Source organism: Klebsiella sp. JB_Kp031 (assembly GCF_040064295.1).
In the GTDB taxonomy this organism is placed as follows: domain Bacteria; phylum Pseudomonadota; class Gammaproteobacteria; order Enterobacterales; family Enterobacteriaceae; genus Klebsiella; species Klebsiella quasipneumoniae.
Map to the genome: position 1 here is coordinate 288,425 of NZ_JBEAJW010000041.1, position 15,188 is coordinate 303,612.

Genomic DNA, 15,188 nt, shown 5'->3' on the forward strand with positions numbered 1-15,188 from the left:
AATTATGTTAAGGGTTTACCACTCAAACCGGCTGGATGTTCTCGAAGCGTTGATGGAGTTTATCGTCGAGCGCCAGCGGCTGGATGACCCTTTTCAGACTGAAATGGTGCTGGTGCAGAGTACCGGTATGGCGCAGTGGCTGCAGATGACCCTGGCCTCGCGCTTCGGCATTGCCGCCAACATCGAGTTCCCGCTGCCGGCGAGCTTTATCTGGGATATGTTCGTGCGCGTCCTGAAGGATATCCCTGGCGAAAGCGCCTTCAGCAAGCAGAGCATGAGCTGGAAGCTGATGACTCTCCTGCCGCAGCACCTGGAAGAGGACGATTTTATCCTGCTGCGCCAGTATCTGAGCGATGACGGCGACAAGCGCAAGCTGTTTCAGCTGGCCGCCCGGGTAGCGGACCTCTATGACCAATATCTGGTTTATCGCCCGGAATGGCTGATGCGCTGGGAGGCCGACCAGCGGGTTGACGGCCTCGGCGACGCCCAGCAGTGGCAGGCGCCGCTGTGGAAAGCGCTGGTGCGCTATACCGCCGAGCTGGGGCAGCCGCAGTGGCACCGCGCCAATCTCTATCAGCGCTTTATCAGCGCCCTGGAAAAGGCGGATGAACCGCCCGCCGGGCTGCCGTCGCGCGTCTTTATCTGTGGAATTTCCGCGCTGCCGCCGGTCTATCTTCAGGCGCTGCAGGCGCTGGGTAAGCATGTCGATGTCTATGTGCTGTTCACCAACCCCTGCCGCTATTACTGGGGTGATATTAAAGATCCGGCGTTCCTGGCGAAGCTGCTATCGCGTCAGCGGCGCCATCACCGCGAGGCGCGCGCGCTACCCCTGTTTCGCGACACCGAGCAGGCGCCGGGGTTGTTTAATGACGCCGGGGAGCAGGATGTCGGCAACCCGTTGCTCGCCTCCTGGGGTAAATTGGGGCGCGATTATATCTACCTGCTGGCGGGGCTGGAGCGCTATGAGGAGCTGGACGCCTTTGTCGATATCGTTCCCGATAACCTGTTGCATAATCTACAGTCGGATATCCTGGAACTGCGCAACGCGGCGGTGGCCGGGCAGAGCGCGGAGGCTTTCGCCCACAGTCGCGACAAACGTCCGCTGGCGCAGGATGACCGCAGCCTGAGCATTCATGTCTGCCACAGTCCGCAGCGTGAAGTGGAGGTTCTGCACGATCGGCTGCTGGCGATGCTGGAGGCGGATCCGACGCTCACGCCGCGGGATATCATCGTCATGGTGGCGGATATCGACAGCTACAGCCCCTATATACAGGCGGTGTTTGGCGCCGCCAGCGGCGACCGCTGGCTGCCGTGGGCGATCTCCGATCGCCGCGCCCGCGAGTCGCACCCGGTGCTGCAGGCGTTTATCACTTTGCTCTCGCTGCCCGACAGCCGCTTCGCCAGCGAAGATGTGCTGGCGCTGTTGGACGTGCCGGTGCTGGCGGCGCGCTTTAACATCAATGAAGAGGGTCTGCGCTACCTGCGCCAGTGGGTCAACGAGTCCGGGGTCCGCTGGGGAATGGATGACGACAACGTCCGTGAGCTGGACCTGCCGGCGACCGGCCAGCACACCTGGCGGTTCGGCCTTACCCGCATGCTGCTGGGCTACGCGATGGACAGCCGGGAGGGCGAATGGCAGTCGGTGCTGCCCTATGACGAATCCAGCGGTTTGATCGCCGAGCTGGTAGGTAACCTCGCATCGCTGCTGATGCAGCTTAACCTGTGGCGACGCGGTCTCGCCCAACAGCGGCCGCTGGCGGAGTGGCTGCCGGTCTGTCGCGATCTGCTGAATGACTTTTTCCTGCCGGACAGTGAGACCGAAGCGGCGCTGGCGCTGATTGAGCAGCAGTGGCTGGCGGTGATTGATAGCGGTCTGGAGGCGCAGTATGGCGACCAGGTGCCGTTGACGCTGCTGCGCGATGAGCTGGCCCAGCGCCTCGATCAGCAACGGATCAGCCAGCGCTTTCTCGCCGGCCCGGTCAATATCTGCACCCTGATGCCGATGCGCTCTATTCCTTTCAAAGTGGTTTGCCTGCTGGGGATGAACGATGGGGTTTATCCGCGAACGCTGCCGCCGCTGGGTTTTGATTTAATGAGCCAGAAGCCGCAGCGCGGCGACCGCAGCCGGCGCGATGATGACCGCTACCTGTTCCTGGAGGCGCTGATGTCCGCCGAACAGACGCTGTATATCAGCTACATCGGCCGTTCTATCCAGGACAACAGCGAGCGCTTTCCCTCGGTGCTGGTGCAGGAGCTGGTGGATTACGTCGGCCAGAGCCACTGTCTCGCCGGCGATGAGGAGCTTGATTGCGACGCCAGCGAGGCGCGGGTTAAAGCCCACATCACCCATCTGCATACCCGCATGCCGTTCGACGTCGCTAATTTCCAGGATAACGAGAATAAGAGCTACGCCCGGGAATGGCTGGCTGCCGCCGGCCAGCAGGGGGAGGCGCATAGCGACTTCATTCAACCGCTTACCCCGCCGCCGATAGACAGCCTGCCGTTCGAGCAGCTCCTGCGCTTCTGGCAGCACCCGGTTCGCGCGTTCTTTCAGCAGCGTCTGCGGGTCAATTTCCGTGCGGAAGAGGATGATATTCCCGATGACGAGCCCTTCACCCTGGAAGGGCTGAGCCGTTATCAACTGAACCAGCAATTGCTTAATACCCTTATCGAGGAGCAGGACGTCTCGGCCATGTTCCGCCGCTTCCGCGCCGCCGGCGAGCTGCCGTATGGCGCCTTTGGCGAACTGGTGTGGGAGACGCAGCGACTGGAGATGCAGGCCCTGGCCGAGCGGGTGATGGCCGAGCGCCAGCAGGCGCAGAGCATGGAGATCGATCTCCAGTGCGGCGGCGTAAATCTGACCGGCTGGCTGCAGCAGGTGCAGCCGGACGGGCTGCTGCGCTGGCGGCCTTCGCTGCTGAGCGTCTCCCAGGGGATGCAACTTTGGCTGGAACACCTTGTCTACTGTGCCAGCGGCGGTACCGGCGAGAGCCGGCTGTTTGTGCGTAAAGAGGGAGAGTGGCGTTTTCCGCCGCTGGCGCCCGCCGAGGCGCAGGCGTACCTGAATGAGCTGGTGGATGGCTATTTGCTGGGGATGTCGCAGCCGCTGCTGCTGCTGCCGGAAAGCGGTGGCGCCTGGCTGAAAGCCTGTTATGACGCCGAAAAGGATGTCATTTTAATGGACGAAGAGACGCAGCAGAAAGCGCGGAGCAAATTCCTGCAGACCTACGAAGGTAACATGGTGGTCAGCGGGGAGGGGGCCGATATCTGGTATCAACGCCTGTGGCGTTCGCTGGAGCCGGCGCGTTACGAAGAAATCATTGCCCAGACGCAGCGTTATCTGTTACCGCTATATCGTTACCATCAGTCCACACAAATTTAAATAGTATAAAAATTGCGCAGTGAATGGCGGTTCATTTATTATGCGCAACGTATCACGGACTGATGGACATAAAAGGCTGCACGCTGTGCAGCGCAAGTTTGTTAATGATGAGGTTCGTGAATGCCCCGCAGTTTATGGTTCAAGATTTTTGTTGTGCTGGCCGCCCTCTGGGCGCCGTTTAGTCAGGCCGACACCGGATGGCAGCCTGTTCAGGAGACGATCCGCAAAAGCGAAAAAGATACGCGTCAGTATCAGGCGATCCGTCTTGATAACGACATGGTCGTGCTGCTGGTTTCCGATCCGCAGGCGGTGAAATCGCTGTCGGCGCTGGTGGTGCCGGTGGGATCCCTGCAGGATCCGGCCGATCATCAGGGGCTGGCGCATTTTCTGGAACATATGACGCTGATGGGGTCACAAAAATATCCCCAGCCTGACAGTCTGGCAGAGTTTCTTAAACTGCACGGCGGCAGCCATAACGCCAGCACCGCGCCCTACCGCACCGCGTTCTATCTCGAAGTGGAGAATAATGCGCTGGACGGGGCCGTAGACCGCCTGGCGGATGCCATTGCCGCGCCGCTGCTGGATAAAAAATATGCCGACCGCGAACGTAACGCGGTCAACGCCGAGCTAACCATGGCCCGGACGCGAGACGGGATGCGCATGGCTCAGGTCAGCGCAGAAACCATTAACCCGGCTCACCCGGCGGCCCACTTTTCTGGCGGCAACCTCGAGACGCTCAGCGATAAGCCCGGCAGCCCGGTACTTGATGCGCTGCATACCTTCCGCGATAGCTGGTACTCCGCCAATCTGATGAAGGCGGTGATCTACAGCAACAAGCCGTTGCCGGAGCTGGCGCGCATGGCCGCTGACACCTTTGGCCGCGTGCCGAATCGTCAAATCAGCAGGCCGGAAATAAGCGTGCCGGTGGTAACCGATGCGCAAAAAGGCATCATTATTCACTATGTGCCGGCGATGCCGCGTAAAGTGCTGCGCGTCGAGTTTCGCATCGACAACAACAGCGATCGCTTCCGCAGCAAAACCGATGAGCTGGTCACTTACCTGATCGGCAACCGCAGCCCGGGGACGCTCTCCGACTGGCTGCAAAAGCAGGGACTGGCGGAAGGCATCCGCGCGGATTCTGACCCGGTGGTGAACGGCAACAGCGGCGTGCTGGCGATCTCTGCCACCCTCACCGATAAAGGCCTGGCGCACCGCGACGAAGTGACGGCGGCCATATTCAGCTACCTCGACCTCCTGCGTACCCAGGGCGTCGACAAACGTTACTTTGACGAGCTGGCGCATGTGCTGGCGCTGGATTTCCGCTATCCGTCGATCAACCGTGATATGGATTACGTGGAATGGCTGGCGGATACCATGATCCGGGTGCCGGTCGAGCATGCGCTGGACGTGGTCAACATTGCCGATCGGTACGACCCGCAGGCGATTAAAGACCGGCTGGCGATGATGACCCCGCAGAACGCGCGCATCTGGTATATCAGCCCGCAGGAACCGCATAACAAGACCGCCTATTTTGTCGATGCGCCGTATCAGGTGGATAAGATTAGCGAGCAGACCTTCGCTGACTGGCAGCAAAAAGCGCAGGCCATCAAGCTGCAGCTGCCGGTGCTCAACCCCTATATTCCGGATGATTTCACCCTCATCAAAAGCGATAAAGCCTGGCCGCACCCGCAGCTGATCCTCGATGAACCGACGCTGCGGGTGGTTTATGCCCCGAGCCAGTATTTCGCCAGCGAGCCGAAGGCGGATATCTCCCTGGTGCTGCGTAATCCCCAGGCGATGGACAGCGCTCGCCGGCAGGTGATGTTTGCCCTCAACGATTATCTCGCCGGCATCGCCCTCGATCAGCTCAGTAACCAGGCGGCGGTCGGCGGCATTTCGTTCTCCACCGGCGCCAATAACGGGTTAATGGTCAATGCCAACGGCTACACCCAGCACCTGCCGGCGCTGTTCAGCGACCTGCTGCAGGGGTACTTCAGCTATACGCCGACCGAGGAGCAGCTGGAGCAGGCCAAATCGTGGTATGCGCAAATGATGGACTCCGCTGAGAAGGGCAAAGCCTACGATCAGGCGATAATGCCGATCCAGATGGTCTCCCAGGTTCCGTATTTCCAGCGCGAAGTACGCCGGGCGTTGCTGCCTTCCATCACCTTGCAGGAGGTGCTCGACTACCGCGCCAACCTGAAAACCAAGGGACGCCCTGAACTGATGGTGATCGGCAATATGTCCGCCGATGCCGCCACGACGCTGGCTCGCCAGATCCAGCAGCAGCTGGGCGCTGACGGCAACGAATGGTGCCGCAATAAAGATGTAGTGGTGAACCGGCAGCAGCTGGCGATCTTCAACAAAACGGGCAACAGCACCGACTCTGCGCTGGCCGCGGTGTTCGCACCGCCCAACGTGGATGAGTTCAGCAGCACCGCCGCCAGCACCCTGCTGGGACAGATTATTCAGCCGTGGTTCTATAACCAGCTGCGTACCGAAGAGCAGCTCGGCTACGCGGTCTTTGCCTTCCCGATGAACGTGGGACGTCAGTGGGGCATGGGCTTCCTGCTGCAAAGTAGCGATAAGCAGCCGGCTTTCCTCTGGCAGCGGTTCCAGGCCTTCTTCCCCACCGCGGAGGCGAAGCTGCGGGCGATGAAGCCGGAAGAGTTTGCCCAGCTCCAGCAAGCGGTGATAAGCCAGATGATGCAGGCGCCGCAGACGCTGGGCGAAGAGGCATCGAAACTGAGCAAAGATTTCGATCGCGGTAATATGCGTTTTGATTCACGTGATAAAGTAGTGGCTCAGATTAAACTGCTGACGCCGCAAAAACTTGCTGACTTCTTCCATCAGACGGTGGTGGAGCCGCAGGGCATGACGATATTGTCCCAGATTTCCGGTAGCCAGAATGGCAAAGCGGACTATGCCCAGCCGGCAGGCGGCAAAGTGTGGGAAAACGTCAGCGCATTGCAGCAATCCTTACCCCTGATGCGAGAGAATGAATGACCGACACCGCTGAGTCTTTGGATCCCCTGCGCTTGCCCTTGAGGGGCGAGCGCCTGATAGAAGCCTCTGCGGGCACCGGAAAAACCTTTACCATCGCCGCGCTGTATCTGCGGCTGCTGCTGGGGCTGGGCGGCGAGGCCGCCTATCCCCGCGCCATCAGCGTTGAAGAACTGCTGGTGGTGACCTTTACCGAGGCGGCGACTGAAGAGCTGCGCGGGCGTATCCGCAGCAACATCCACGAACTGCGCATCGCCTGTATGCGCGGTGAATCCGATAACCCGCTCTACAGCGCGCTGCTGGCGGAGATCGTCGATAAAGACGACGCCGTAAAGACATTGCTGCTGGCTGAACGGCAGATGGACGAGGCGGCGGTGTTCACCATCCACGGTTTTTGCCAGCGGATGCTGAGCCTTAACGCCTTCGAATCGGGCATGCTGTTCGAGCAGCAGCTAATAGAGGATGAATCCCGCCTGCGCTATCAGGCCTGCGCCGACTTCTGGCGCCGTCACTGTTATCCGCTGACCCGCGATATCGCGGCGGTGATCCACGATGTCTGGAAAGGGCCGCGCGATCTGCTGAAGTCCCTTGACCGCTGGCTGCAGGGCGAAGCGCCGCAGCTTAAGTCGCCGCCAGCCGCCGACGAGACGCTGGCCGAACGCCATCAGCAAATCATCGACCGCATTGACTCGCTCAAGCAGCAGTGGCGCGAGCAGGTGGGCGAGATCGAAGGCGTGCTTGAAGATTCGGGTCTTGACCGGCGGAAGTTCAATCGCGGCAACCAGGGCAAATGGCTTGAGAAAGTGACCGCCTGGGCGCAGGAAGAGACGTTGAGCTATCAGTTACCCGACGCGCTGGAAAAATTTGCCCAGTCGTTTCTGCTTGAGCGTACCAAAGCCGGTGGCGAACCGCCCGTACATCCTCTGTTTAGCGCCGTAGAATCGCTGCTGGCCTCGTCGCTGACGCTCACCGATCTGGTGCTGGCGAGAGCGATGGTCGAGATCCGCGATGCGGTCGCGCGCGAAAAGCGCCGCCGCGGCGAGCTGGGGTTTGACGATATGCTCAGCCGGCTTGACGAGGCGCTGCGCGGCGACAGCGGCGAGGCGCTGGCTAGCGCCATTCGCCAGCGTTTTCCGGTGGCGATGATCGACGAATTTCAGGATACCGACCCCCAACAGTACCGGATTTTCCGCCGTATCTGGCGCCAGCAGCCGGAGACGGCGCTGCTGCTGATCGGCGATCCGAAGCAGGCCATCTACGCCTTTCGCGGCGCCGATATCTTTACCTATATGAAAGCGCGCGGCGACGTTGCCGCGCACTACACGCTAGACACCAACTGGCGCTCCTCGCCGGGCATGGTGGGCAGCGTCAACCGGCTGTTCAGCCTCAGCGATAACCCCTTCATGTTTCGCGAGATCCCGTTCCTGCCGGTGAAGGCGGCGGCGAAGAACCAGGGGCTGCGCTTTACCGTTGACGCGGCGGACGTACCGGCGATGAACGTCTGGTTGATGCCCGGCGACACCGTGGGCGCCGGCGATTATCAGACGTTTATGGCGCAGCTCTGCGCCACGCAGATCCGCGACTGGCTGAGCGCCGGTCAGCAGGGGCGCGCGCTACTGTGGCGTGGGGAAACCTCGCGCCCGGTGCAGGCTTCGGATATTACCGTGCTGGTGCGCAACCGGCTGGAGGCGGCGCAGGTGCGTGAAGCGCTGCAGACGCTGGGCATCCCTTCGGTCTACCTCTCCAACCGCGACAGCGTTTTTGAGACGCTGGAGGCCCAGGAGCTGCTCTGGCTGCTGCAGGCGGTGTTGTCCCCGGAGCGGGAAAATACCCTGCGCAGCGCGCTGGCGACCTCGATGTTTGGCCTGACCGCGCTGGATATTGAAAATCTCAATCAGGATGAGCAGGCGTGGGACGCGCTGGTGGAGGAGTTCAGTGAATACCGTCAGATCTGGCGTCAGCGCGGGGTGATGCCGATGCTGCGGGCGCTGATGACGGCCCGGCATATCGCCGAGAACCTGCTGGCGACCCGGGGCGGCGAGCGGCGCTTAACCGACATATTGCACATCAGCGAACTGCTGCAGGAGGCGGCCAGCCAGTTGGAAAGCGAGCACGCCCTGGTGCGCTGGCTGACGCAGCATATCGCCGAGCCGGACAGCAACGCCGCCAGCCAGCAGATGCGTCTGGAAAGCGATAAGCACCTGGTGCAAATCGTCACTATTCATAAGTCAAAAGGGCTGGAATATCCCCTGGTCTGGCTGCCGTTTATCGCCCGGTTTCGCAAACAGGACCAGGCGTTCTATCACGATCGCGAGACGTTCGCGGCGGTGCTGGATCTGGGCCAGGATGAGGCCAGCCTCGAACTGGCGGAGGCGGAGCGGCTGGCGGAAGATCTGCGCCTGCTGTACGTCGCCTTGACCCGCGCGGTCTGGCACTGCAGCCTCGGCGTAGCGCCCCTCAGCAGCCGAAAGTCCGGCAACAGCGATTTTCATCTGAGCGCCCTGGGGCGGCTGCTGCAGGCGGGCGAAGCCATGGATGCCGCCGGGCTGGCCGCGCGCTTAGCGGACTTCTGCCATGGCGATATTGCATTGCAGAGGCCGGGCGAGCTGGATCTGACCCCGTGGCAGGCGCCGGCGGCGAGCATCCCCCCGCTGTCGGCGCGCGAGCTGCAGCGCCGCATCGCCGATGACTGGCGGGTAACCAGCTATTCCGGTCTGCAGCAGCATGGCTTCAGCAGCGGGCAGGATCTGCTGCCACGTCTGGATATCGATGCCGTCGGCGTCGGCGAGGTGGTGGAAGAGCCGCAGCTGACCCCGCACCAGTTCCCGCGCGGCGCTGCGCCGGGGACCTTCCTGCACAGTCTGTTTGAGGAACTGGACTTTACCCAGCCGGTGCCGGACGGATGGATGGCGGAGAAACTGCAGCTGAGCGGGTTTGACGCACAGTGGGCGCCGGTGCTGACCGACTGGCTGGGGGGCGTGCTGAAGACCCGCCTGCCGGGGCCGGATATCGCGCTCAATCAGCTTGCGGCGCGGGATAAACAGGTGGAAATGGCATTTTACCTGCCCATCGCGCAGCTGCTGACGGCGGAGCGCCTTGATGCGCTTATCCGCCAGTACGATCCCCTTTCCGCCGACACGCCGCCGCTGGATTTCCGCCAGGTGCGCGGCATGCTGAAGGGTTTTATCGATCTGGTCTTCCGCCACGAAGGCCGCTATTACCTGCTGGATTACAAATCCAACTGGCTGGGGGAAGATCGCGAGGCCTATACCCGGCCAGCGATGGAGCAGGCGATGCGGGCCCACCGCTACGATCTGCAGTATCAGCTGTACAGCCTGGCGCTGCACCGCTATCTGCGCCATCGGCTGGCCGATTACGACTATGACCGCCACTTCGGCGGCGTGATTTATCTCTTCCTGCGCGGCATGGACGGTCAGGAGGGGGGGCAGGGGATCTTCACTACCCGGCCGGTGCCACCGCTGATTGACGGTCTGGATCAGCTTTTTGCCGGAGAAACTCAGGAGGAGGCCTCATGACTTTTGATCAACTACTGCTGGCGGCGGTGGAGCAGCGTCTGCTGCGGCCGCTGGACGTCCAGTTTGCCCTGATGGTGGCGCAAAACGACCCGCCGGCGGTCAAGCTGGCGGCGGCCTTGCTGAGCCGTGATGCCGGAGAGGGGCACGTGTGCCTGCCGCTCTCGCGGCTGAGCGGCGACGAGGCGCTAAGCGGGAAAGCGGGGGAGATCCGCGATCGGCTGCTGGCCGACGCCGGCGCGCCGGAGGACTGGCCCGCGCTGCTGCTCGCTTCATCGGCGGTGAGCTGCGGCGATGCCCCGGCGCCGATGATTTTATGCGGCGACCGGCTCTATCTGAACCGGATGTGGCGCAACGAGCTGACCGTCGCCCGCTTCTTCAACGAAGCCAACCGGGTGCTGGAGATGGATGAGGCCCGGCTGGCGGCAACCCTCAATGCCCTGTTCCCTGCTACCGGCGAAACCGACTGGCAAAAAGTTGCCGCGGCGGTGGCGCTGACCCGCCGCATCTCGGTGATCTCCGGCGGTCCCGGGACCGGGAAGACCACCACCGTGGCCAAACTTCTGGCGGCGCTGATCCAGATTGAAGATAGTCCGCGCTGTCGTATTCGTCTGGCGGCGCCGACGGGGAAAGCGGCGGCGCGCCTGACCGAATCGCTGGGCGCGGCGCTGAGAAAACTGCCGCTGACCGACGCGCAGAAAGCGTTGATTCCCACCGAGGCCAGCACGCTGCATCGTCTGCTGGGCGCCCAGCCAGGCAGCCAGCGCATGCGCTATCACGCCGGCAACCCGCTGCATCTCGACGTGCTGGTGGTGGATGAAGCCTCGATGATCGACCTACCGATGATGTCGCGGCTCATCGACGCGCTGCCGGCTCACGGGCGGGTGATCTTCCTCGGCGATCGTGACCAGCTGGCCTCGGTAGAAGCGGGGGCGGTGCTGGGGGATATCTGCGCCTGGGCGAGCTCGGGCTACACCGCCGCGCGGGCGCAGGAGCTGACCCGGCTGACCGGTTCGCCGGTACCAGCGGGCGAGGGGGCTATCGCTGGCGCGCTGAGAGACAGCTTGTGCCTGCTGCAAAAGAGCTATCGCTTCGGCAGTCACTCCGGCATCGGGAGCCTGGCGCGGGCGGTGAACGCTGGCGCGCGCGCGGAGGTGAAGGCCACGCTGCGCCAGCCGTTTGACGATATCGCGCTTCATCCCCTCAGTACGACCGAAGAGTACGAAGCCATGCTCGGCGCGGCCCAGCAGGGCTATGAGCACTACCTGCAGCTGCGCCGCGAGCGGGCGGAACCGCAGGCCATGCTGGCCGCCTTCAGCGAATTTCAGCTGCTGTGCGCGCTGCGGGAAGGGCCGTACGGCGTGAGCGGCGTCAATGAGCGGCTGGAGCAGCGGCTCAACCGCCAGCGGGCGATCGCCCTGCCGCGCCACTCCCGCTGGTATGACGGCCGGCCGATTATGATCGCGCGCAACGACAGCGCGCTGGGGCTGTTTAACGGCGATATCGGCATCGCCCTGGAGCGCAACGGCGAGCTGCGGGTATGGTTCCTGATGCCCGACGGCGCCATCAAGTCGGTGCAGCCGAGCCGCCTGCCGGAGCATGACACCGCCTGGGCGATGACCGTGCATAAATCGCAGGGCTCCGAGTTCGACCATGCGGCGCTGATCCTGCCGGCGCGCAGCGTTCCTCTGGTGACACGCGAACTGGTCTATACCGCGATCACCCGCGCAAAACGGCGATTGTCGCTCTATGCCGACGAGCAGGTGCTCTCCCAGGCCATTGTGACCCGCACCGAGCGGCGCAGCGGCCTGGCGGAGATTTTCGCCGGGCGTGAAGCCCCCTGAGACGCCGGGTCCGGGCGATGGAAAATGCTGCAGCCGTTGCCCGGGCTGGCGGAAAAATCAGTAACTGAAGAACAGAGGGATAAGCCAGAGCGCCGAGATCGAGTTCATGGCGAAAAAGCGGACTGCTGCGCCGCCGGCCAGCGGTGGGGTGGAACAGCGGGCACAAAAAATCACCAGCGAGGAGATGAGAAGATTCATGCCGGACGTCAGGGCCAGCAGAAATAATACCGCCACGGCGGCGCCAAGCGCGGCATAGCCATTCTGATGATGGCGCTGGTTGTCCCAGAGCAACAAAATCAACAGCAACCACGGATAGAGGGCGACCGCGGCGGTAATGAGGTTGATATGTCTGACCAGCCAGTTCGGTTGGGTTTCCATTCGTTAAGCGATCCTTGCAAGGCGGGTGGTGGCCGTGGCGCCAGTCGATATCCTGTCGACAGCCAGTAGCATATCGGTGAGCCAGCGAGAAAGATATGGTCTGCGCGGAAACCAGGAATTTAGCCCGCGTGCCGCACGTCAGATCGGCGCGAAGAGGGGGATACCGGCCTCGGGGATAACGCGATGAGCGTCGCGCTATCCCGGGCCGTTAGAAAGGGGGGAGAAGGAGCTAAGCGAGGTCGGCCATCAGCACCTTCGACCGGCGCTGATAGTTATACATCTGCTTTTTACTCTCCGGCAGCAGGTCGATATCCACCGGCGTGAAGCCGCGCTCCTGGAACCAGTGGATGCTGCGGGTGGTTAACACGAACAGCTTGCTCAGGCCCATCTGTCTGGCCTGGGCGGCAATACGCTCCAGCAGCACCTCTCCCCGCGACGAGCTCCGGTAATCCGGATGCACCGCCACGCAGGCCATTTCGCCGATCTTCTCTTCCGGGAAAGGATAGAGGGCGGCGCAGGCGATGGTGGTGTTATCGCGCTGAATAATGGTGAACTTGTCGATCTCCATCTCCAGCTGTTCGCGGGAGCGGCGCACCAGGATGCCCTGCTGCTCCAGCGGGCTTATCAGCTCAAGAATACCGCCGATATCGTTGATGGTCGCCCGACGGATCTGCTCCGCGCTCTCCATGACGATCTGGGTGCCGATGCCGTCGCGTGAGAACAGCTCCTGCAGCAGCGCGCCATTTTCCTGATAGCTGATCAGGTGGCAGCGCCGCACGCCGCTGCGGCAGGCCTTCACCGCCCCGCGCAGGAAGCGCACGGTGCCAGAGTTATAATCTTCGTCCGCTTCCAGCTCTTCGACGCGGGCCTGCGCTTCATTGGGGAACAGTTCAGAGACAATTTCCCCGGCCTGGTTGTAAACCCCTTGCGACGAACAGAAGCCGATCATTTTCTCCGCCTTCAGCTTGATGGCCAGCTGGGTGGCGATCTCCTCCGAAGTCAGGTTAAAGCTCTCGCCGGTGACCGATACTGCGACCGGCCCCATCAGGACTATGGCGCCGCTGTCGAGCTGGCGATGAATCGCCTCTTCGTCAATACGGCGAATGCGCCCGCTGTGGCAATAATCGACGCCGTCATCGACGCCCAGCGGCTGGGCGATGATAAAGTTGCCGCTGACGACATTGATATGGGCCCCCTGCAGCGGGGTGTTGTTGAGGCTCATCGACAGGCGGGCGGTGATCTCCAGCTGCAGCATCCCCGCCGCCTGCTTAACCAGCTCCAGCGTTTTGGCGTCAGTCACTCGCGTCTGCTTGTGATAGACCGGCTCGTGGTGGTGCTCGGCGAGATTAGCGTCAATCTGCGGGCGGGCGCCATAGACCACCACCAGGCGAATGCCCAGGCTATGCAGTAGTCCTATGTCATTGACAATATTTGAGAAATTTTCATGCTCAATGGCTTCACCGCCCAGCATGATGACAAACGTTTTTCCCCGATGGGCATTTATATAGGGAACAGAATGGCGGAATCCTTCTACCAGTTCAGTGCGACGTTCCTTCACCATGACAAACCCTCAATGCATGATTATTCGTAATTATTGTATTTTTATTCTGTTTTGCCGTTAAACGCAAGCCCCAATTTGAGGCTAAGCCACGAAAAACATGTGACCCGGCGCAGGGTGTCAATGAATGTTTACCCTTTTATAGATGACAGGTTATATGCCTTTCGTTAAAGTTTCTGGTCAATCTGTTTGTTTTGGGTATAAATGCGTTTTTATTGCTTGGGAGTGGCATGTCGGGAAACAACTCTGGATTAAGCCGTCGCCGTCTGCTGCAGGGCGCGGGCGCCATGTGGTTAATGAGCGTGAGCCCCGTTGGGCTGGCCGCCGCCGCGCGGGTGGTCGCTGTTCGCGTCTGGCCAGCATCGACCTACACGCGCGTCACGGTGGAATCGAATCATGTGCTGAAATACCGGCAGTTTGCCCTCAGTAATCCGGAACGGGTGGTGGTGGATCTGGAAGGGGTTAATCTCAACTCGGTGCTGAAAGGCATGGGGGGGCAGATCCGCGATGACGATCCCTTTATTAAGTCCGCCCGCGTGGGCCAGTTTGATCCGCAAACCGTGCGCATGGTCTTCGAGCTCAAGCAGAACGTTAAGCCGCAGCTGTTTGCCCTCGCGCCGGTAGCTGGCTTTAAAGAGCGTCTGGTGATGGATCTCTACCCCGCCAACGCCACCGATGTTCAGGATCCGCTACTGGCGCTGCTTGAGGATTACAACAAAGGCGATCTGGAGCGACAGGTGCCGCCGGCGCAAAGCGGGCCGCAGCCGGGCAAAGCCGGGCGCGACCGGCCGATTGTCATTATGCTCGATCCCGGCCACGGTGGCGAAGACTCTGGCGCTGTGGGCAAGTATCGCACCCGCGAGAAAGACGTGGTGCTGCAAATTGCCCGCCGCCTGCGGGCGCTGATCGACAAAGAAGGCAATATGAAGGCCTATATGACCCGCAACGAAGACGTGTTTATCCCGTTGAAGGTGCGTGTCGCCAAGGCGCAGAAGCAGCGCGCCGACCTGTTCGTTTCGATTCACGCCGACGCCTTTACCAGCCGCCAGCCCAGCGGCTCCTCGGTGTTTGCGCTCTCCACCAAGGGGGCCACCAGTACCGCGGCAAAATATCTCGCCCAGACGCAGAACGCCTCGGATCTGATCGGTGGGGTCAGCAAGAGCGGCGATCGCTATGTCGACCACACCATGTTCGATATGGTGCAGTCCCTCACCATCGCCGACAGCCTCAAATTTGGTAAGGCAGTGCTGGAGAAAATGGGCAATATCAATAACCTGCACAAGAACCGGGTAGAGCAGGCGGGCTTTGCGGTGCTGAAGGCGCCAGATATCCCTTCCATTCTGGTGGAGACGGCGTTTATCAGTAACGTGGAAGAGGAGCGGAAGCTGAAAACGGCCAAATTCCAGCAGCAGGTAGCCGAGTCGATCCTCGCCGGGATTAAAGCCTACTTCGCCGACGGCGCGACGCTGGCCCGCCGCGGATAACCACAC

At 61.6% G+C, this 15,188-nt stretch carries 7 protein-coding genes; 5 read left to right on the forward strand and 2 right to left on the reverse strand.

Translation table 11 applies throughout. The features are described from left to right. Positions 1 to 4 precede the first annotated feature (4 nt). From recC to recD, 4 genes are all read left to right on the forward strand, one after another. On the forward strand, positions 5 to 3,382 hold the full coding sequence (gene recC, locus ABLV64_RS22810) for an exodeoxyribonuclease V subunit gamma (RefSeq protein ID WP_316938414.1): 3,378 nt from the start codon (positions 5 to 7) through the stop codon (positions 3,380 to 3,382). Between the two features lie 120 nt (positions 3,383 to 3,502). Beyond that, complete coding sequence (ptrA, locus tag ABLV64_RS22815) at positions 3,503 to 6,388, forward strand: pitrilysin (protein ID WP_017899232.1); 2,886 nt, start codon at positions 3,503 to 3,505, stop codon at positions 6,386 to 6,388. Next, on the forward strand, positions 6,385 to 9,921 hold the full coding sequence (gene recB / locus ABLV64_RS22820; RefSeq protein ID WP_348843148.1) for an exodeoxyribonuclease V subunit beta: 3,537 nt from the start codon (positions 6,385 to 6,387) through the stop codon (positions 9,919 to 9,921). Before ptrA ends, recB begins: the two co-directional genes overlap by 4 nt. After that, positions 9,918 to 11,762, forward strand: coding sequence for an exodeoxyribonuclease V subunit alpha (gene recD, locus ABLV64_RS22825; RefSeq protein WP_217324698.1), 1,845 nt, complete (start codon positions 9,918 to 9,920; stop codon positions 11,760 to 11,762). Before recB ends, recD begins: the two co-directional genes overlap by 4 nt. Positions 11,763 to 11,819: 57 nt before the next feature. On the opposite strand, the gene ABLV64_RS22830 is transcribed toward recD, so the two are convergent. Together ABLV64_RS22830 and argA are read right to left on the reverse strand one after the other, a co-directional pair. Next, positions 11,820 to 12,140: a hypothetical protein gene (locus ABLV64_RS22830; protein ID WP_217324699.1), complete on the reverse strand. Its 321-nt coding sequence runs from the start codon at positions 12,138 to 12,140 to the stop codon at positions 11,820 to 11,822. Positions 12,141 to 12,369: 229 nt separating this feature from the next. Further along, positions 12,370 to 13,701, reverse strand: coding sequence for an amino-acid N-acetyltransferase (gene argA, locus ABLV64_RS22835; protein WP_004149616.1), 1,332 nt, complete (start codon positions 13,699 to 13,701; stop codon positions 12,370 to 12,372). A gap of 227 nt (positions 13,702 to 13,928) precedes the next feature. Between argA and amiC the strand changes: the two genes are divergently transcribed. Continuing rightward, entirely contained in the window at positions 13,929 to 15,182 is a 1,254-nt protein-coding gene (gene amiC, locus ABLV64_RS22840; RefSeq protein WP_017899228.1) for an N-acetylmuramoyl-L-alanine amidase AmiC, read from the forward strand. The last annotated feature ends 6 nt before the right edge of the window (positions 15,183 to 15,188 follow it).

Excerpts from the sequence above, each read along its gene's own strand:
- recC (WP_316938414.1), top strand. The coding sequence starts at position 5 with ATGTTAAGGGTTTACCACTCAAACCGGCTGGATGTTCTCGAAGCGTTG.
- ptrA (WP_017899232.1), top strand. The coding sequence starts at position 3,503 with ATGCCCCGCAGTTTATGGTTCAAGATTTTTGTTGTGCTGGCCGCCCTC.
- recB (WP_348843148.1), top strand. The coding sequence starts at position 6,385 with ATGACCGACACCGCTGAGTCTTTGGATCCCCTGCGCTTGCCCTTGAGG.
- recD (WP_217324698.1), top strand. The coding sequence starts at position 9,918 with ATGACTTTTGATCAACTACTGCTGGCGGCGGTGGAGCAGCGTCTGCTG.
- ABLV64_RS22830 (WP_217324699.1), bottom strand. The coding sequence starts at position 12,140 with ATGGAAACCCAACCGAACTGGCTGGTCAGACATATCAACCTCATTACC.
- argA (WP_004149616.1), bottom strand. The coding sequence starts at position 13,701 with ATGGTGAAGGAACGTCGCACTGAACTGGTAGAAGGATTCCGCCATTCT.
- amiC (WP_017899228.1), top strand. The coding sequence starts at position 13,929 with ATGTCGGGAAACAACTCTGGATTAAGCCGTCGCCGTCTGCTGCAGGGC.